Source organism: Luteibacter sp. P4_E6 (assembly GCF_056401535.1).
The window spans coordinates 1-18,136 of record NZ_JBFUJE010000040.1; the positions used below are offsets into that span (position 1 = coordinate 1).

17 protein-coding genes and 1 pseudogene are annotated in these 18,136 nt (G+C 62.9%); 9 read left to right on the top strand and 9 right to left on the bottom strand.

The annotated features are described in order from the left end of the window. From AC1DT2_RS04675 to dnaA, 4 genes are all read right to left on the bottom strand, one after another. Positions 1–1,663, bottom strand: a 1,663-nt coding sequence (locus tag AC1DT2_RS04675; RefSeq protein ID WP_477294722.1) for a DNA gyrase subunit B, incomplete at its 3' end; no start/stop codon positions are given. A 67-nt stretch (positions 1,664–1,730) separates the two neighbouring features. Further along, positions 1,731–2,813: a DNA replication/repair protein RecF gene (gene recF, locus AC1DT2_RS04680; protein WP_477294724.1), complete on the bottom strand. Its 1,083-nt coding sequence runs from the start codon at positions 2,811–2,813 to the stop codon at positions 1,731–1,733. An 88-nt stretch (positions 2,814–2,901) separates the two neighbouring features. After that, on the bottom strand, positions 2,902–4,002 hold the full coding sequence (gene dnaN, locus AC1DT2_RS04685) for a DNA polymerase III subunit beta (protein WP_213949078.1): 1,101 nt from the start codon (positions 4,000–4,002) through the stop codon (positions 2,902–2,904). Positions 4,003–4,212: 210 nt separating this feature from the next. After that, positions 4,213–5,562: a chromosomal replication initiator protein DnaA gene (gene dnaA, locus AC1DT2_RS04690; protein ID WP_213949079.1), complete on the bottom strand. Its 1,350-nt coding sequence runs from the start codon at positions 5,560–5,562 to the stop codon at positions 4,213–4,215. A gap of 189 nt (positions 5,563–5,751) precedes the next feature. Here dnaA and rpmH point away from each other — a divergent pair, with 189 nt between their 5' ends. From rpmH to AC1DT2_RS04715, 5 genes are all read left to right on the top strand, one after another. Further along, entirely contained in the window at positions 5,752–5,886 is a 135-nt protein-coding gene (rpmH, locus tag AC1DT2_RS04695; protein WP_007082494.1) for a 50S ribosomal protein L34, read from the top strand. 29 nt (positions 5,887–5,915) lie between these two features. Then, positions 5,916–6,281: a ribonuclease P protein component gene (gene rnpA / locus AC1DT2_RS04700; RefSeq protein ID WP_063571929.1), complete on the top strand. Its 366-nt coding sequence runs from the start codon at positions 5,916–5,918 to the stop codon at positions 6,279–6,281. A gap of 70 nt (positions 6,282–6,351) precedes the next feature. Beyond that, positions 6,352–8,046: a membrane protein insertase YidC gene (yidC, locus tag AC1DT2_RS04705; RefSeq protein WP_213949080.1), complete on the top strand. Its 1,695-nt coding sequence runs from the start codon at positions 6,352–6,354 to the stop codon at positions 8,044–8,046. 52 nt (positions 8,047–8,098) lie between these two features. Further along, a complete protein-coding gene (gene mnmE / locus AC1DT2_RS04710) occupies positions 8,099–9,442 on the top strand; it encodes a tRNA uridine-5-carboxymethylaminomethyl(34) synthesis GTPase MnmE (RefSeq protein WP_477294727.1) in 1,344 nt (447 codons plus the stop codon). Between the two features lie 171 nt (positions 9,443–9,613). Further along, entirely contained in the window at positions 9,614–9,967 is a 354-nt protein-coding gene (locus tag AC1DT2_RS04715) for a hypothetical protein (RefSeq protein WP_477294729.1), read from the top strand. A gap of 13 nt (positions 9,968–9,980) precedes the next feature. Here the strand turns inward: AC1DT2_RS04715 and AC1DT2_RS04720 are convergent, their stop codons facing one another. After that, the gene (locus AC1DT2_RS04720) at positions 9,981–10,877 is read right to left on the bottom strand and encodes a LysR family transcriptional regulator (protein WP_063571925.1); all 897 of its coding nucleotides are present in this window, start codon (positions 10,875–10,877) and stop codon (positions 9,981–9,983) included. Positions 10,878–11,033: 156 nt separating this feature from the next. Between AC1DT2_RS04720 and AC1DT2_RS04725 the strand changes: the two are divergent. Together AC1DT2_RS04725 and AC1DT2_RS04730 are read left to right on the top strand one after the other, a co-directional pair. Then, positions 11,034–11,791: pseudogene (locus AC1DT2_RS04725) on the top strand (SDR family NAD(P)-dependent oxidoreductase). Positions 11,792–12,026: 235 nt separating this feature from the next. Further along, on the top strand, positions 12,027–12,785 hold the full coding sequence (locus tag AC1DT2_RS04730; protein ID WP_063571923.1) for an SDR family oxidoreductase: 759 nt from the start codon (positions 12,027–12,029) through the stop codon (positions 12,783–12,785). A 17-nt stretch (positions 12,786–12,802) separates the two neighbouring features. On the opposite strand, the gene AC1DT2_RS04735 is transcribed toward AC1DT2_RS04730, so the two are convergent. The 4 genes from AC1DT2_RS04735 to AC1DT2_RS04750 all read right to left on the bottom strand — a co-directional run bounded on the left by AC1DT2_RS04735 (position 12,803) and on the right by AC1DT2_RS04750 (position 16,590). Then, positions 12,803–13,711: a LysR family transcriptional regulator gene (locus tag AC1DT2_RS04735; RefSeq protein ID WP_477294732.1), complete on the bottom strand. Its 909-nt coding sequence runs from the start codon at positions 13,709–13,711 to the stop codon at positions 12,803–12,805. Between the two features lie 110 nt (positions 13,712–13,821). After that, positions 13,822–14,340: a GNAT family N-acetyltransferase gene (locus AC1DT2_RS04740; protein ID WP_477294734.1), complete on the bottom strand. Its 519-nt coding sequence runs from the start codon at positions 14,338–14,340 to the stop codon at positions 13,822–13,824. 27 nt (positions 14,341–14,367) lie between these two features. Further along, complete coding sequence (locus AC1DT2_RS04745; protein WP_477294736.1) at positions 14,368–15,594, bottom strand: MFS transporter; 1,227 nt, start codon at positions 15,592–15,594, stop codon at positions 14,368–14,370. Between the two features lie 99 nt (positions 15,595–15,693). Beyond that, positions 15,694–16,590: a LysR family transcriptional regulator gene (locus tag AC1DT2_RS04750; protein WP_477294738.1), complete on the bottom strand. Its 897-nt coding sequence runs from the start codon at positions 16,588–16,590 to the stop codon at positions 15,694–15,696. A 113-nt stretch (positions 16,591–16,703) separates the two neighbouring features. Between AC1DT2_RS04750 and AC1DT2_RS04755 the strand changes: the two genes are divergently transcribed. Together AC1DT2_RS04755 and AC1DT2_RS04760 are read left to right on the top strand one after the other, a co-directional pair. Then, a complete protein-coding gene (locus tag AC1DT2_RS04755; RefSeq protein ID WP_063571952.1) occupies positions 16,704–17,753 on the top strand; it encodes an NAD(P)-dependent alcohol dehydrogenase in 1,050 nt (349 codons plus the stop codon). A 201-nt stretch (positions 17,754–17,954) separates the two neighbouring features. Further along, positions 17,955–18,136, top strand: a 182-nt coding sequence (locus tag AC1DT2_RS04760) for a transposase (RefSeq protein ID WP_477294740.1), incomplete at its 3' end; no start/stop codon positions are given.

The window sequence follows — 18,136 nt, forward strand, 5'->3', positions numbered from 1 at the left end:
ATATGTACATCTCCTGCTTGCCCTGCTTCACCTTGTACAGCGGCGGCAGGCCGATGTAGACGTGTCCGCGCTGGATCAGCTCGGGCATCTGGCGGTAGAAGAAGGTGAGCAGGAGCGTGCGGATATGGGATCCGTCCACGTCCGCATCGGTCATGATGATGATGCGGTGGTAGCGCAGCTTGTCCGGGTTGTATTCGTCCTTGCCGATGCCCGTGCCCAGCGCGGTGATCAGCGTGCCGACTTCAGCAGACGAGATCATCTTGTCGAAGCGAGCCTTCTCGACGTTGAGGATCTTGCCCTTCAACGGAAGCACGGCCTGGGTGCGACGGTTACGACCCTGCTTGGCCGAGCCACCTGCGGAGTCACCCTCGACCAGGAACAGCTCGGACAGCGCCGGATCCTTCTCCTGGCAGTCGGCGAGCTTGCCGGGCAAGCCGGCGATATCCAGCGCACCCTTGCGGCGGGTCATTTCGCGGGCCTTGCGAGCCGCGTCGCGGGCGCGGGCAGCGTCCACGGCCTTGCCGGCAATGGCCTTGCTCTCGCCCGGATGCTCCAGCAGGAACGTGGCCAGCTTGTCGTTGATGACTTGCTCGACCGCGGTCTTCACTTCGCTGGAGACCAGTTTGTCCTTGGTCTGCGAGGAGAACTTGGGGTCAGGCACCTTCACCGACAGCACCGCGATCATGCCTTCGCGCATGTCGTCGCCAGACAGGGCGACCTTGGCGTTCTTGGCCAGGCCTTCCTTCTCGATGTAGTTCTGCAGCGTGCGGGTAAGCGCCGCGCGGAAACCGGTGAGATGGGTGCCGCCATCGCGCTGRGGRATGTTGTTGGTGAAGCAGAACATCGTTTCCTGGTACGCGTCCGTCCACTGCATGGCGACTTCGACCGTGATGCCTTCGCTCTCGGAGCTGAAGCTGATCACGTTCGGGTGCAGCGGGTTCTTCAGCGCGGACAGATGCTGCACGAAGGACTTGATGCCGCCCTCGTACGCGAAGATGTCCTTGCGCTCGTTGCGCTCATCCACCAGCTCGATCGTGACGCCGGAGTTGAGGAACGCCAGCTCGCGCAGGCGCTTCGCCAGGATGTCGTAGTGGAACTCGATGTTGTTGGTGAACGTCAGGTGGCTAGGCAGGAACCGAACCATCGTGCCGCGGCGGTTGGTGTCGCCGAACACGGAAATCGGGGCCACCGGGTCGCCGTGGGCGTATTCCTGGCGGTTTTCCTTGCCGTCGCGCCAGATCGTCAGCCACAGCTTTTCGCTGAGCGCGTTGACCACGGAGACGCCGACGCCATGCAGGCCGCCTGAGACTTTGTACGAGTTCGCGTCGAACTTGCCGCCGGCGTGGAGCACGGTCATGACGACTTCCGCCGTCGACCTGCCCTCTTCCGGATGGGTTTCCACGGGAATGCCACGGCCGTTGTCGGCCACGCTGACCGAACCGTCCTGGTGGATGATGACCGTGACGTAGTCGCAGTAACCGGCCAGGGCCTCGTCGATGGCGTTATCGACGACTTCGAAGACCATGTGATGCAGACCGGTGCCATCGTCGGTGTCGCCGATGTACATGCCGGGGCGCTTACGGACGGCATCCAGTCCCTTGAGGACCTTGATGCTGCCGGAGTCGTAGGCGTTCGAATTGGTCGGATCGAGAGGTTCGTTCATGCGATGCCTGGTGATGGCGCAGGTTTCGGTCCCGGGCGGCGCGGAAGGGCCCGGGACAGTCAATCGATTATAGCAAAGCCGAGACGACACCCTGTTCCACGTGGAACACAGTCACTGGCTGCTCGATGAGGGCGGACGGAATCTCGGTTCCCGTCACGAAGACCTGAACGTCGCGGCCTAGAAGCTGCGCGACTACCCACTCTTGATGGGTACGATCGAGCTCGGATGCAAGGTCGTCAAGGCAGACGACAGGCCACTCTCCGCGGATTTCGGCGTGCAGCGAGGCCTGACCAAGAAGGCACGCCAGGGCACACAACTTCTCCTGCCCGCGGGAGAGGTGTTCGCGTAAGGGGGCGTGCTCGAAACTGATCGTGAAGTCGGCGCGATGCGGGCCGACCGTGGTGTGGCCCCGACCCAGGTCGCGGAAGCGGCGCTCGGACAGGGTAGCCAGCAGATTCGCTGCCTCGTCCCAGCCTGGCTTGTAGCGGAGGCTGAATTCGCCGAGCTCGGGCAGCACGTTTTCCATGAAGCTCTGGATGTGTGGGAGAAGCCTGGCGATGTAGTCACGCCGAAACAGGGTGATGGCCTCCCCTGCTCCCGCTAGCTCCGATTCCCAAGGTTCGATGAGACTGGCCTCTACGGTGCCGCCGTTTCGCAGGAGCGCATTGCGCTGCTTGAGCGCACGCTGGTATCGGCGCCACTGGCCGACGAAAGAATGTTCCACGTGGAACAGACCCCAATCCAGGTAGCGCCGACGCTCGTCGGACGCCCCGGCAATCAAGTCGTGCGAGCCCGGTTCAAAACACACCACGGCGCACTCCTGAACCAGGGAGCCCAGCGAAGCCGCCGTATCACCGTCGACCCGGGCAACCCAACGTCCACTCTCCCGCCCTAGCCCGAGGCGCCGGATCCTACCGTCGTCCGAATGCACTTCCGCGAAAACGGAAAGCGCCGTAGCACCCCGCTTCAACAGTACGTCGCGAGACCCTGCCCGGAAGGAGCGGCCATGCGAAAGCAGATAGGCCGCTTCCAGAACACTGGTCTTTCCGGCGCCGTTGGCCCCGATGAACACGTTGATCCCCGCAGCCGGTGACAGTGTCACCCCTTCGAGGCAACGCAGACCGGCGATTCTCAGCGACTCGAACTTCATGCCAAATACGTTCCCGTCCAAAACGAACGACGCCGGGGTGTCGAAGACATCCCCGGCGTCGTGGGCCGAACTCTAGCTTGCCTTGCCGTCAGAGGCGAAGCGGCATCACCACATGGCGTGCTTCTTCGTTGCCCTCTTCCTGGAGCAGGCAGCTGGACTGGGCGTCACGAAGGTTGATACGGACCTTGTCGCCACGAAGTGCGCTCAACGCGTCGAGCAGATAGCCCACGTTGAAGCCCACGGCGAGATCGTCGACCACGGTTTCCGCTTCGACTTCCTCCTGGGCCTCTTCCTGCTCAGGGTTGTGAGCAATGATCTTGATACGGCCGGGGGTCAGCTCGAGCTTTACGCCGCGATACTTCTCGTTCGACAGGATGGCGGCGCGCTGCAGCGCGCTCTTCAGCACATCACGCTCGATCGTGGCCGTTTTGTCGGCACCGAGCGGAATGACTGCCTCGTAATCCGGGAACCGGCCGTCGATGAGCTTCGAGGTGAACGTGACACCACCGCGACGGACGCGCAGATGGTTGCGACCGAACTCGAGCTCGACCATGCCTTCACCGGACTCGAGCAGGCCCACCAGCTCATTCACGCCCTTGCGGGGAATGATGATCTGGCGGCGAGCGGAAACGGAGCTTTCCAGCTTGGTCTCCTTCAGCGCCAGGCGGTGTCCGTCGGTGGCGACGCAGCGCAGCGTGTGCTCCTGGAGATCCAGCAGCATGCCGTTGAGGTAATAACGGACGTCCTGGTTCGCCATCGCGAAGGCGGTGCGGTCCATCAGGTCGCGAAGAACTTCTTCCGGCAACGAGACGCGCTCGACCAGTTCGATTTCATCGACGGTCGGAAATTCCGTCGCAGGCAGCGTAGCCAGCGTGAAACGGCTGCGGCCGGCATTGAGCGCGATGCGTTCGCCGTTGAGCTTGATATCGATCTTCGCACCGTCAGGCAGTGCGCGAACGATATCGAAAAGCTTGCGGGCCGGAATCGTGATCTCGCCTTCCTGGACCGCGTCAGCGGCTGTGGTGGCGACCATCTCGACTTCGAGGTCGGTACCGGTAAACGAGACCTCGCTACCGGAGGCGCGAACCAGAAGGTTGGCCAGTACAGGCAGGGTCTGACGACGTTCTACGACGCCTACGACTTGCTGCAGAGGTTTGAGCAGAACTTCCCTCTGGATGCTGAATTGCATGCGCCCCTTCTCCTGCTTTTAAGTTTTAAGATTTTATAGTGGTTGTAGTAGGGCCGGTGGATATCTGGAGAAGCCTGAATTTCTAATATATTTCAGATGCTTATCGGTTGATATCGACTGGGCCTAAGAGGCGGTGCCATGTGTGTAGCTTGTGGATAACTTCGAGGGTCAAAACCATCCTCTGTCCATCCACCTATTATCCACAGGTTCTCAGCCCGTCAATATGCGGATGAGCTGTTCCCAATCCTGACGCATACGAACGTCCTTTTCGCAGAAACCGCGGATGGTGCGGCAGGCATGGAGAACCGTCGTGTGGTCGCGACCACCAAAGGCTTCACCGATCTCCGGAAGGCTGTGGTCGGTCAGTTCCTTGGAAAGCGCCATGGCTACCTGCCGGGGACGCGCCAGGGAGCGCACACGGCGTTTGGAGAGCAGGTCGGACAGACGCACCTGGTAGTAGTCGGCCACCATCTTCTGGATGTTGGGCACGGTCACGGCCTGGGCATGCGTGTTCAGCAGATCGCGCAGGGTCTCCTCTGCGAAATCCGTCGTAATCGGCTTACGGTAGAAGTTGGCGCGAGCCGCCAGCGTGTTGAGGGCGCCCTCGAGGTCGCGCACGTTGGAGCGGATGCGCTTGGCCAGCAGCATCGCAACGTCCTCCGACACTTCCATGCCCTTGTCGGCCGCCTTGGACAGAAGAATGGCAGCGCGCGTTTCGAAGTCAGGCGGCTCGATCGCCACCGACAGGCCCCAGCCCAGGCGCGACTTCAGCCGCGGCTCCAGCTTGTCCAGTTCCTTCGGATAGCGGTCGCAGGTAAGAATGATCTGCTGCTTCGCTTCGAACAGGGCGTTGAAGGTGTGGAAGAACTCTTCTTGCGTCGTGTCCTTGCCGGCGAAGAACTGGATATCGTCGATCAGCAGCGCATCCACGGTACGGAAGCGACGCTTGAACTCGTCCATGTTCTTCTGCTGCAGCGCTTTCACCATGCCACTGACGAACTGCTCCGAGCGCAGGTAAAGCACCTTGGCGTCCGGATTGTTCTGCATGAGAAGGTTGCCGGCCGCATGCATGAGATGTGTCTTACCCAGACCCGTACCGCCATAGAGCAGCAGCGGGTTGTAGGCGCGACCAGGATTCATGGCCACCTGCATGGCCGCCGCTTTGCCTAGCTGGTTCGACTTGCCTTCCACGAACGTATCGAACGTGTAATGYGGATCCAGGTTGTGCACGTGGGGCGCTTCCGGCGCCGCCTCGCGGGCAGGCCGTGCCGGTGCGGCCGCCGGCGACGACGCCACGGGACGCTGGGGAGCCGGTCGTCCGCCGGACGAGCCCACTTCCAAGCGCACGGGCACCGGGTGCCCGAGGAGGTGTTCGGCGATCGTCTGGATCTGTTTCAGGTATTCATCGCGGACAGTGTCCAGCGAGTACGGATTCGGGGCGTAAAGATGCAGCCCGCTGGCGTCTTCCCTGGCCTGCAACGGCATTAACCAGGTCTGGACGTCCTCGGCGCTCAATTCGCCTTCAAGACGCTCGAGACAGCGCCTCCAAAGATCACTCATCGGGTATTCTTGCCACAGAAAGGGCGCTTGCGCGCGGGGTGGACGACGAAGTCTACCAGCGTTCCGCCCCTGCCTCGGGGTTCGCCTGGCCGGACCGCCGCAGTTCTTGCGCGGCCAAGCGGTTGACACTTCAGCGGAATGTCGGCCATACTTTCCGGCCATATTCATTCTTCACCCGGATTAAGAGTCATGAAGCGGACTTTCCAGCCCAGCAAGCTCAAGCGCGCCCGCACCCACGGCTTCCGCGCCCGCATGGCGACGGCCGATGGTCGCAAGATCATCAATGCCCGCCGCGCGAAGGGTCGCAAGCGCCTGATCCCGTAATCGGTTCGTCTGTCGTGCGAGCCGCAGCCATGCCGCGCGAAGCGCGGCTCCGCCGCGCCGCCGACTTCGCAGCCTTGCGAACAGTCAGCGGACGCCTTGGCGGCCGCTGTTTTCTTTTGCGCTTCGGAAACAACGATGTCGACACGGCAAGGCTAGGCCTCGCCATCTCCAAGCGCTGTTCCAAGCGCGCGGTCGACCGTAACCGGATCAAGCGCCTGGCACGTGAGGCGTTTCGCCGCGCGCGCATCGCCCTACCCCACGTCGACATCCTGGTCATGGCGCGCGACAGCGCGGTCAAAGAGACCGGCGAAGCCCTGTTGGCCGAGCTCGACATGCTCCTGCGCAAGGTCCGGCCGTTGAAGCGCGAAGGCGCCGACGGCACAATCGCGCGTTGACCTTCTTCTCACCGTCGTCCCCGTCTCTCCCGGCCAGCTGGCTGAGACGTCATCCGGATCTGGCCCTGCAATGAATCAAACGCGCACGCTCCTCTTCTTCGCGCTCATGTTCGTGGCGTATCTCTTGTGGACCGAGTGGGAGAAGGACTACGTCCACCCGCCGGCTCCCCCCGCTCCGACGGGCCAGACCACGGCCGGACAGGCCGGTGCCGATGCCGCCGTACCCGGCGCGACGAACCCCGCCGGCGTGCCGAACGAATCCGGCGCACCGGTGGAAGGCAAGGCCGAGTTGGTCACGCTCTCTAACGATCTGCTCCGCCTGACCATCGATACCCGCGGTGGCAGCATCGTTCGATCGGAACTGCTCGCTTATCCGACCGAGCCGGAAACCAAGAAGAACCCGACCTCCCCGCCGGTCCGCCTCCTCGACGACGAAGGCGCGCACTTCTTCGCCGCCCAGGACGGTCTGGTCAGCAGCACCGGTGCCGCGCCGGACCATCGCGCGCTGTTCCACGCCGAGAAGACCGAGAACATCCTTGCCGATGGCCAGAAGACGGTCAGCGCCGAGCTGACCTGGACGGACCCGTCCGGCGTGAAGGTGGTCAAGCGCTATACCTTGAAGCGTACCGACTACGTGGTCGACCTCGACCAGCACATCGAGAACGGCTCGGCGGCGATGTGGAACGGCAATGCCTACCATCAGCTGCAGCGCGTACCGGCTGAGAAGGTGAACTGGTTCAAGGCTTATACCGATCCGGCGCAGCACAGCTTCTTCGGTGCCGCCTGGTATAGCCCGGAAAGCAAGTTCGAGCCGCTGCCCTTCGCCGACTTCACCAAGAAGCCGCTCAACCACCAGATCACCGGTGGCTGGGTCAGCATGCTGCAGCATTACTTCTTCGTGGCCTGGATTCCGCCGGCCAACGAGGCCGTGACCTACACCAGCAATATCGTCGATCCGAACTCCGCGACGCCGCGTTATCTCGTGCGCGCCTTCGGTCCGGCGATCCAGGTCGCTCCGGGTCAATCCGCCGACAGCGTTGCGCGCCTGTATATCGGCCCGAAGCTGCAGGGCACGCTCGACGTCATCGCGCCGGGCCTGGAACTGACCAGCAACTATGGCTGGTTCACCATCATTGCCCAGCCGCTGCACTGGCTGCTCTCGCAGCTTCATGCGATCAGTGGCAACTGGGGCGTGGCGATCATCCTGCTCGTGTTGCTGATCAAGGCTGCGCTTTACAAGCTCACCGATGCGCAGTTCCGTTCGGGAGCACGCATGCGCAAGCTGCAGCCGCGCGTCGCCGCGCTCAAGGAGCGTTACGGCGACGACCGCGTGAAGATGCAGCAGGCGATGATGGAGCTGTACAAGAAGGAGAAGGTGAATCCGATGGCAGGCTGCCTGCCCATCCTGATCACCTTCCCGATCTTCATCGGCCTGCTCCGCGTGTTGTCGGAATCCATCGAACTGCGCCATGCGCCGTTCTTCGGTTGGATCCACGACCTTTCCGCGCCGGATCCCTTTTACGTACTGCCCGTGCTGTACTTCATCGTTACCCTGCTCACGCAGCGCATGATGCCGACGGCGGGCATGGATCCGGCCCAGGCCAAGATGATGAAGGTCATGCCGCTGATCTTCGGTGTCTTCTTCGCCTTCTTCCCCTCGGGCCTCGTGCTCTACTGGACGATCAACGGTGCGACCAGCCTGCTCCAGCAGTGGTACATCAACCGCAGCGTCGACCGGGCCGAGATCAAGGCCAAGACCGCATAACCCCTGAGCGGCGCGTCGAAAGACGCGCCGCTTCGCTATTGAAGGTACGGCAATGAATCACGGCGACGACACCATCGCGGCCATCGCTACCGGCGCCGGCGCGGCTGGGGTCGGCGCCGTTCGCGTTTCGGGGCCGTTGGTTCCTGCCATCGCCAAGGCATTCCTCGGTCGCGACCCTGTACCGCGGCACGCGCACTTCGCTGCGTTTCGCGACGGCCATCGCGAGCTGATCGATCGCGGGATTCTGCTGCACTTTCCGGGGCCCGCCTCGTACACCGGTGAGCATGTGCTCGAGTTGCAGGGGCATGGCAGTGCGGTGCTTCTCGACGCCCTGCTTCGTCGTTGCATCGAACTCGGCGCACGTCTGGCGCGACCGGGTGAATTCACCGAACGCGCGTTCCTCAATGGGAAGCTCGACCTCGCGCAGGCGGAAGCTGTGGCCGATGTCGTAGCGGCGACATCGGAGGCAGGCGCGCGCGCTGCCTTACGTTCGATGGAAGGCGTGTTCTCTGCACGTGTCGACGCCTTGCTTGCGGAGATGATTGCGCTTCGCGTGCATATCGAAGCGGCGATTGATTTTCCTGAAGAGGAAATCGACTTTCTTGCCGATCCCGTTATCGGCGAACAGCTCACGTCATTGCGTGCGAATCTCGATGCGCTGCTCGTGGAGACGCGCCGTGGCGTTCGACTTAATGACGGCATCACGGTAGCTATCGTCGGTCGGCCGAACGCGGGCAAGTCGAGTCTGATGAATGCTCTCGCGGGACAGGAACGCGCCATCGTTACCGACATCGCTGGTACGACGCGTGATGTGCTCCGTGAGTCCATCAGTATCGATGGCGTTACGCTCGAGCTGGCCGACACCGCAGGCCTGCGCGACTCGGTGGATGTCGTCGAACGGGAAGGGATCCGACGCGCACGTGCACAGCTTGAGCGATGCGATGTTGCTCTCCTCGTCACTGACGCCGAGCACGCCGCCTTGGATCTCGCGTTCTTTGAAGGCACACCGACGCATGCGTCACGCTTAGTCATAGTCAATAAGATCGATCTGGCCCAAGCATCGGCACATCGGGAATCCCACGAAGGCTACGACGCGCTGTGGCTGTCTGCGTTGACCGGCGATGGCCTTGACGCACTGCGATCAATGTTGAGAGACCTCGCGACGGCTGGCGCGGGTGACGGTGCCTTCAGCGCGCGACGTCGTCATGTCGTGGCGCTCGAATGGGTTCGTGACCATCTGTCGCGCACCGCGGATGCGCTGCATGGATCGCATGCTGGAGAGCTTGCTGCGGAAGAACTTCGTCAGGCGCAGCAAGCACTGGGTGAGATCACCGGAACGTATTCATCGGATGATCTTCTTGGGGCGATCTTTAGTTCGTTTTGTATCGGGAAGTAACGAGTTCCGTCTAAACGCAAGGAAGGTACTGAGTCGTGTCATCCAAGCTCGAAACCGCGCCCGGGGAGACGCACGAATCAAAATGGACAAGATCGAGGATCCTGACGATATATCTCTGCGTCCTGGGTACTCTGTTGATCCCGATCTAGATCCCCCGGATGCAGAAATTTCATGATTCCGGACAAAAGCGAGCTCAAGAGATTGAAGCCCTGGGTCGTTCCCTTCCGCATCACGATGCTGAGCGGATATCTCGCGTTTATGTGCTGGCTTTGCGTGTACGGCTTAGCGTCCCTCTTCGTCCTTGTGACCTCGCGAGCTGACGCGCCGATCACCGCGCCGATTCACGTGGTCCGAACATCGGGCCGTTGTCCGATGAGATATTCGTTCTTCGACCCAGCTATTCAGCGCCGTGTAAACAAATGCGGCTGGCCCTTCGCTCAACCGGTCTCCGGCGATATCGCACGTATCGATCAATCGGTCGGTCCGTTCGGCATGCTTCTTCTGTCGGTTGGCCGCGAGCAGTGAACGACGTAAGTAGCTACGCGTGAACGACGGTTGCCTCTGGGGGGATCTCTCGCAAACGAGAAAGGAATTCCTCAAGGATCGGCGACGTATTGCTCCTGCTATACCCCACGACGAGATCCAGCATCGGCGGATTCTTCAGCGGCCGACTGGTCACCGACCAAGGCATAAGGTCCTGGATGTACGCGGGGATCAATGCGAGCCCGCGCGTCGATGCCACGAGTGACATCACCATGGCAGGATTGTCGACACCTTGCGTCGGTTCAATCGCAACACCCGATCGTTCGAGGTAATGATCGATAACCCCGCGAAGCACCTTCGCCTTGTTCGCCATCGCGACATACGGCTCGCCGATCATGTCCTTCGGCTCGACCATCTTCCGCTTCGTCAGCCTGTGATCGCTCGGCATGAGCATCACCAACTCCTCCTGACCGATAACGCGATACTCGAGATCGTAATCCGGCTCGGCTCGCATGAAGGCGAGATCGAGTCGTCCGCGTGCGACGGCATCGGCAAGATCCGGCGAGTAGTCACTCGACACCGTGACATCGACGGTCGACATGTCCTGATGTAGCAACTGCATCGCACGAGGCAGCCACTTCATCTCGAGGCCGGTGAGGAAGCCGAGCGCGAACCGCCGCTTCGAAGGTAACGCTGCTCGACGCGCAGCTTCGACGGCGGCATCCACCTGGCTCAACGCCAGGCGCGCGTGATCGATGAATGCCCTTCCTGCCTCGGTGAGGACGACACCTCGCGCGCTACGCGTGAGCAACGCGACGCCGACCTGATCCTCGAGGTCGCGTATCTGCCGGCTGAGCGAGGGTTGCGATGTATGCAGCCGCTTCTCGGCGGCCTCGGTGAGGCTGCCCGTTTCAGCCACGGCGATCAGGTACCGCAGGTGCCGCAGTTCCATGAGCCCATGCCTCGAAGGTATGCCTACCAGCTTACAAAGTCTTTTTCAGACGCGCCAGAGCGGCCTAGATTGTCCACCAAGCCGCCGGTAGACCCCTTCGTCGCTCCCGCCGGCAAGCCTGATCCATTCAATAGCCATAACTTTGAGGAATACGTCATGAGCAACCAAATCTTCGATCTCACCGGCAAGACCGCCCTGGTGACCGGTGCTTCGCGTGGTATCGGCAAGGCCAGCGCCCTGGCCCTCGCCAAGGCAGGTGCACAGGTGCTCGTGCACTTCAGCCGCGGCGAACAGGAGGCCCAGGCCGTCGTCGACGAAATTCGCCAGGCCGGCGGCAAGGCAGAGAAAGTCGGTGCGGACCTCCGTGCCGCGCAGGGGCCGCACGAACTCGCCGCCAAGGTCCGAGAGATCATCGGTGGCCGACTCGACGTCCTGGTCGCCAATGCAGGCATCGCTGTCTCCGCGACAATCGAGGACACCACCGTCGAAAACTTCGACGACCTCTTCGCCGTGAACGTTCGCGCCCCTACTTCCTCGTGCAGCAGCTCCTTCCGGTGATGTGCAAGGACAGCAGTGTCGTGCTGCTTTCATCGCTCGCCGCCAAGTCCGCTGTCGGCACGTTGTCGGCTTACTCCGCGACCAAGGGCGCCATCGACACGCTTGTAAAGCACTTTGCGTCGGCACTGGGCGAGCGCGGCATTCGCGTCAACGCCGTTGCACCGGGCGTGGTTCCCACCGATATGTCGAGCTTCGCCAAGAGCGACGAAGGTCGTGACTTCACGCTGAGCATCCAGGCGCTGAAGCGCATGGCCACCGCCGACGATATCGCCGACGTGATTACCTTCCTTGCGTCTGCTGCGTCGCGCTGGGTGACGGGTGAAACGCTGCACGTGGATGGTGGCTCCAAGCTCTGAGGAGATTGCTAGGGGCGGCTGAGAGCATCGCCGCTGAAGCGGCTCCCACAGGGAGCGGCCCCACAGGAAGCGGCCCCACAGGAAGCGGGGCCGACACGATTGATGTGGGTCGCACATAAGTCAAAGCGGAAATGAATGGCTACTGCGGCTGCCTGGTCATCGCTAACTTGTCTTCAACGAAATGCGCCGCTGGCCCCGACTAACGGGGMGGCGGCTAACTCACCGAGGACACACCATGAAAATCAGCGGCAATACCATCTTCATCACGGGCGGCGGTTCGGGCATCGGTCGCGGTCTCGCCGAAGCTCTTCACGCCAAGGGCAACAAGGTCATCATCGGCGGACGTCGTCGCGGCCATCTCGATACCGTCGTCGCGGCGAACCCGGGCATGAGCGCCGTACAGCTCGATGTCTCTGATGTCGCCGACATCGAGCGGGTCGCAAAACAGCTTATTGCGGAATTCCCGACACTCAACGTGCTGATCAACAACGCGGGCATCATGGAACTCGACCGTGCGGTCGGTCGCCTGGACGATGCGCAGATGGTGTCGACGATTACCACCAACCTGATGGGCCCGCTGCGCCTGACTTCGGCCCTCATCGACCATCTCAAGAAAAAGCCCGATGCGACGGTGATCTACAACAGCTCGGTGCTTGCCTTCGTGCCACTCGCCTTCACGGCCGTCTATTCCGCCACCAAGGCCGCGCTGCACTCGTACGTTCTTTCGCAGCGCTTCCTGCTCCGCGAAGACGGCGTCAAAGTGCTCGAGATCGCTCCGCCGTGGGTTCGCACGGAACTGATGAATAGTCAGGAAGCTGAGCTAGCCATGCCGCTCGATGAGTTCATTGCCCAGACCATGGCCGTGCTGGAGACGGACGCAGACGAGATCCTCGTTGAAGGCGCACGCCCCCTTCGCAACAACGCGGGCCCCGCGGAGCACGGGCTCGTCGACGGCTTCAATACGCAGGTATCGAGCATCTTCGGCGGCGGTTGATAACGGAAGGCCGCCCGTCAGTAGGGCAGGCGGCCAAGACCGGCATCGATGGCTAACTCCGCGATGAGATGATCGACGACGGCGCGCGCGGCGGCGCGTGTCGCTCGTCCGAGCGGAAAGTACGCAAAGACGGGTATTTCCTCGGTGCGCCAGTCGGTGAGTATCTGAACCAGTGAGCCATCGGCGAGCTCGCGCCGACATGCCCAACCTGTCGTCGACGTAATGCCCATGCCGGAAACAACGGCGGCGACCGCGCCTTCGCTCTCGTTGGTGCTGAAGTGCGAGCCGAGCTCAATCGTCCTGACGTCATCGTCGCGCTCGAACCGCCAACCCCTGGGCACCATCGACGCGGGTCCGGAAACAATGCGATGGCTGACGAGGTCGTCGGGAGAGGTGGGCGTTCCCGCTGTCGCGAGGTACGCAGGCGACGCGATGATCACCCTCGGAATCACGGCCAGCTGCTTGATCGTGCCGCTCGCGTCTGGCTTCGACCCGACGCGGATCGCGACATCCACGGCATCGCGCACGAGATCCTGACGACGGTCCTCGAGCAGGAGCTGGAGTTCCACGTTGGGGTACCTGGTCGAAAACGATGCAAGGCGCGGAATGATCTCGCGTATGGCGATGCTCAGTGACATGCTCATGCGTATGAGGCCGCGAAGGTCACCGCCGTCGCGCACACTGTGCTCGGCGTCGTCGAGCGCGAGCAGGATCGGCTCCATGCGCGCGAGAAATTCCGAACCGGTCTCCGTCGGGACCACGGCACGCGTCGTCCTTGAAAGCAGACGTACCCCGAGGTCCGATTCAAGGTCTGCGATGATCCGCGAGGCCTGCGACTGCGACAGCCCGCACTCGCGCGCTGCAGCAGAGAAGCTGCCGAGCCTGGCGACACGCGTGTACAGCTTGAGCGCGAAGATGTCTTTCATGCCGGAATCCCGAACCCCGCGGATTGAGGTCTCGCCTGCATGGAAGATAGCGGAATCCGAGCGCTGCCGGTCAGTCACCGGCCTAATCCTGTTCGGGACCAGCTTCCCGGTTACAGCGCCCGGTACATGAGCAGGTCGCGCTGGGCGTCGCCACCGACTTGGAAAATATGCTCACCCACTTCGACGAAACCGAACTTCGCATAGAAGCGGACGGCTCGCGGGTTGTTCTCCCAGACGCCGAGCCATACGCCATTAGCTCCACGCTTCGTAGCGTCGTCGAGCGCAGCATCCATGAGCAGCGCCGCGACGCCCTTTCCATGCCAGGGCGCATCGACGTAGATACGATGGAGCTCTACCGCCCTAGATTCCGGAACGCAGGCCGGACGTTCGCCGGAGCGTACTTGCGCGAAGCCGGCGATTGACGCGCCGTCGGTACAGAGCAAGGTCGTGATGTCCGGATCGACAATCTCCGCGCGCTGGATCGCTTCGCGGTAGCTGTTCCGGCAATGCTCGGCCATGTGCTCTTCGGCGGTGGACTCGCCGAAGGTGGCGCGGAACGTGCGCTCCATCACCTGAGCTAGCGCCGCCGCCTGGTCGGCGGTCGCGATGCGAAGTCGAAAGGTGGTCATCGAATCTCCAACGCCGTGCGGTGACGGTCAGCAGGGCTCGGCGGCCGCTTCGGAGATCGTCCGCTTCTCGGCGGCAACCGATGCCGCCCAGATGCCCAGACCCGCCAGTGCCAACAAGCTGCCGACCCAGCCGGGCGATGTCCAGCCGTAGCCGCCTGCGATGGCCAGGCCACCGAGGAATGGGCCCAGCGCGTTCGCGGTGTTGAATGCGGAATGATTGAGCGACGCGGCAAGGCCCTGCGCATCACCCGCGACGTCCATCAGGCGTGTCTGCAGCACCGTACCCAGGGCACCACCGATTCCAATGCAGAACACGTCCAGGCTGAGCAGCCAGATGTTGCCGGTAGTGAATGGGAAGATGGCAAGGAGCACCATGCTCCAAACCAGCAAGACGCCGGCTGTGCGCATGAGTGCGCGGTCGGCGAAGACGGGAACGACCATATTGCCGATGGTCATGCCAACGCCGAAGACACCCATCACCCAGGGCACCGAGGACAGCGGCATCTTCGTCACGTTGATCAGGATGTCCGCCAGGTACGTATAGACGGCGAACATGCCGCCGAAACCGATCGCACCGATGGCGAGCGTGTACCAGACCTGCGAACGCTTCAGGGCACTGAGTTCGCGCAGCGGGCTGGCCTTTGCATCGGACGGCGTGTTCGGCGCGAAGATCGCGACGGCGGTCATCGTCAGCACACCGAGTACGGCGACCAAGGCGAAGGCCCAGCGCCAACCGACCGCCTGGCCCAGCCAGCTGGCCAGCGGCACGCCGACGACGGTCGCGACGGTGAGCCCGAGGAACATCTGACCTACCGCGCGCGTGCGCCGGTTTGCAGGCACCAGCGAAGACGCGACCAGCGCGGCCACGCCGAAATACGCCCCATGCGGCAAGCCGGCGAGGAACCGGAAGACCAGCATCCAGTGGTAGTTCGGCGACAGCCCGGTGAGGCCGTTGAACACGGTGAACATGGTCATGAGGATCAGCAGCAACCGGCGCCGCGGTACGCGCGCACCGAGCACGGTCATCACCGGCGCGCCGACCACGACGCCCAGCGCATACGCGCTGATGGTGTGACCGGCGGTGGGTGCGTCGATGCCCAGGCCCTGCGCGAACAGGGGAAGCATGCTCATCGAGGCGAACTCGGTCGTCCCGATGGCGAAACCACCGACGGCGAGCGCGAGGATGACCAGGCCAACGTGCGGCGCGCGGACGGGCGGGGTACCCGGATCGAGGGCGGGTGCGGAAGCAGACATGGAGGACTCGGGACGTGGGGGTCCGGCGCGTGGTGCGCCGCAGCATACGCCTAGGATACCCCTTGCATGCGCTTGCACCAAGCGCATCTCAGAAGCGCCTCACCCCACCCCGTCATCGCGGATGAGATCGATAAAGGCGCGCAGGGCGGAGGTCACCCTGCGCTGCCGCGGGTAATACAGCATGAAACCCGGATACGACGGGCACCAGTCCTCGAGTACGCGAACCAGCCGGCCGTCCTCGATGAACTGGGTGACCTGGTCTTCGAGCACGAAGGTCAGGCCCACGCCGGTCAGCGCCAGGTCCAGCGACAGCCGGAAGTCCGCGAAGGTCAGCCGGCCCGGCACATCGACGTCCAGCTTGCGGCCCGCCTGCTCGAACTCCCACTTATAGATACGCCCACTGGGGAATCGGAACCGTATGCACTCATGACGCATCAGGTCGTTGGGGTGCAACGGCGTGCCGTGGGTCGCCAGGTAGCCCGGCGTCGCGACGCAGACGCTCCGATGGGGGCCGCCGATCGGCACCGCGATCATGTCTTCGGGGACCTGCTCGAGAAAGCGGATCCCGGCATCGAACCCCGAGGCCACGATGTCGATCAGGCCATCGTTGTCCACCGCCTCGAAGCGCACATCCGGGTAGGCCGCCAGGAACCGTGGCAACAGCGGCGGCAGGATCAGCTGGGCGGTGATCCGCGGCATATTGATCCGGAGCGTGCCGGAGGGCGCGGCGCGGAAGTCGTTCATCTCCTCCAGCGCATCACCGACATCGCGAAGGGCTGGCTCCAGGCGCTCGAGGAGTCGCTGCCCGGCCTCCGTGAGGGAGACGCTTCGCGTGGTCCGGTGGAACAGCATGACCCCGAGCCGCTCCTCGAGCCCGCGGATCGCGTAGCTGATCGCGGACGTGGACAGGGTCAATTCGGCCCCTGCCTTGCGGAAGCTGGCATGGCGCGCCACGGAAGCGAAGGCGGCGAGGTGGGAAAGGTTGTCGGGTCGCATGATTGTGAAGGATATCTCAACGGCTCGTCCCGGAATCCCCGCTGGCCGCGCCATTCCAGCGGACGTATTGTTGTGGACTACCGATCAAACTCTCAACGATAAGGATGACTGCCATGATCGACGTCCGCGGATTTGCCGCCAAAAGCGCAACGACCCCCCTCGTCCCCTTCACCTTCCAGCGCCGCGAGCCGGGCGAGCACGACGTCCGCATCGAGATCCTCTATAGCGGCGTCTGTCACTCCGACCTGCACCAGGCCAAGGGTGACTGGGGCAACTCCACCTTCCCGATGGTCCCGGGCCACGAGATCGTCGGCCGCGTCGTTGCCGTCGGTTCGGCCGTGAAGAAGTTCAAAGTCGGCGATTTCGCCGGCGTGGGCTGCATGGTCGACTCCTGCCGCACCTGTGAATCGTGCAAGCAGGACCTCGAGCAGTACTGCCTGACCCACACCAGCTTCACCTACAACGGCACCGAGCAGGACAAGACCACGCCGACCCAGGGCGGTTATTCCACCGAGATCGTCACCGAAGAGCGCTTCGTGGTGAAGATCTCCGAGAAGCTCGACCTCAAGGCGACGGCGCCGCTGCTGTGCGCCGGCATCACCACCTACTCGCCGCTGCGTCACTGGAAGGTCGGCAAGGGCCAGAAAGTCGGTGTGATCGGCCTCGGCGGTCTCGGCCACATGGGCGTGAAGTTCGCCAAGGCGATGGGCGCGCACGTCACCATGATCACCACCTCCGCTTCTAAGGGTGAAGACGCCAAGCGCCTCGGCGCCGACGCTGTGCTCCTGTCCACGGATGCGGAAGCAATGAAGGCGGCGGGTGCCAGCTTCGACTTCCTGCTCAACACGGTGCCGGTGTCCCACGACATCAACCCGTACACCAACCTGCTCAAGCTCGACGGCACCATGGTGCTGGTTGGCGCGCTCACGCCCCTCGACGGCGTGGTCGGTGGCAGCCTGATGCTCCCGCGTCGCACGATCGCCGGTTCGGCCATCGGCGGCATGGCCGAGACCCAGGAAATGATGGACTTCTGCGCAGAGCACAACATCGTTTCGGACATCGAAGTCGTCGACATGGCGTCGATCAACGAGACCTATGTGCGCCTTGCGAAGAACGACGTGCGCTATCGCTTCGTCATCGACATGGCCACCATGCCGGCGTGATCGAAGCTGTCCATGAAAGCGTGAGGTAACACCCATCGCCGGCGGAGCCGGCTCCCACAAGTTCGTCGCGACCCACGAGGTTGCAGTGTCCCTGTGGGAGCCGGCTATGCCGGCGATGCTCTCGATCGGTAGGAGTCGATTTGCGGTGGTCTAATTTTCCTGGACACCCATGTAGGAGCAAAATCCCTACCGAGGTGAATCATGGGATATCGACCGATCGACCCGGCGCTCAAGCGCCGGGCGGTGTGTTTAGTACTGGATGAGAACCGCTCCGTGCCTGCCGTGTGCGGGCTGCTTGGGCTTGGCCCGACGGCTTTGCGGCGCTGGGTCGAGCAGGAGCGGCAGCTGCGTGCCACGCCGCCACCGACGCCCGAGCAGGTGGC

Coding starts and splice junctions, on each gene's coding strand:
- AC1DT2_RS04745 (WP_477294736.1), bottom strand. CDS start 15,594: ATGTCTGCTTCCGCACCCGCCCTCGATCCGGGTACCCCGCCCGTCCGC.
- AC1DT2_RS04715 (WP_477294729.1), top strand. CDS start 9,614: ATGATTCCGGACAAAAGCGAGCTCAAGAGATTGAAGCCCTGGGTCGTT.
- yidC (WP_213949080.1), top strand. CDS start 6,352: ATGAATCAAACGCGCACGCTCCTCTTCTTCGCGCTCATGTTCGTGGCG.
- AC1DT2_RS04735 (WP_477294732.1), bottom strand. CDS start 13,711: ATGAAAGACATCTTCGCGCTCAAGCTGTACACGCGTGTCGCCAGGCTC.
- AC1DT2_RS04740 (WP_477294734.1), bottom strand. CDS start 14,340: ATGACCACCTTTCGACTTCGCATCGCGACCGCCGACCAGGCGGCGGCG.
- rnpA (WP_063571929.1), top strand. CDS start 5,916: ATGCCGCGCGAAGCGCGGCTCCGCCGCGCCGCCGACTTCGCAGCCTTG.
- AC1DT2_RS04720 (WP_063571925.1), bottom strand. CDS start 10,877: ATGGAACTGCGGCACCTGCGGTACCTGATCGCCGTGGCTGAAACGGGC.
- dnaN (WP_213949078.1), bottom strand. CDS start 4,002: ATGCAATTCAGCATCCAGAGGGAAGTTCTGCTCAAACCTCTGCAGCAA.
- AC1DT2_RS04730 (WP_063571923.1), top strand. CDS start 12,027: ATGAAAATCAGCGGCAATACCATCTTCATCACGGGCGGCGGTTCGGGC.
- AC1DT2_RS04755 (WP_063571952.1), top strand. CDS start 16,704: ATGATCGACGTCCGCGGATTTGCCGCCAAAAGCGCAACGACCCCCCTC.
- recF (WP_477294724.1), bottom strand. CDS start 2,813: ATGAAGTTCGAGTCGCTGAGAATCGCCGGTCTGCGTTGCCTCGAAGGG.
- mnmE (WP_477294727.1), top strand. CDS start 8,099: ATGAATCACGGCGACGACACCATCGCGGCCATCGCTACCGGCGCCGGC.
- rpmH (WP_007082494.1), top strand. CDS start 5,752: ATGAAGCGGACTTTCCAGCCCAGCAAGCTCAAGCGCGCCCGCACCCAC.
- AC1DT2_RS04750 (WP_477294738.1), bottom strand. CDS start 16,590: ATGCGACCCGACAACCTTTCCCACCTCGCCGCCTTCGCTTCCGTGGCG.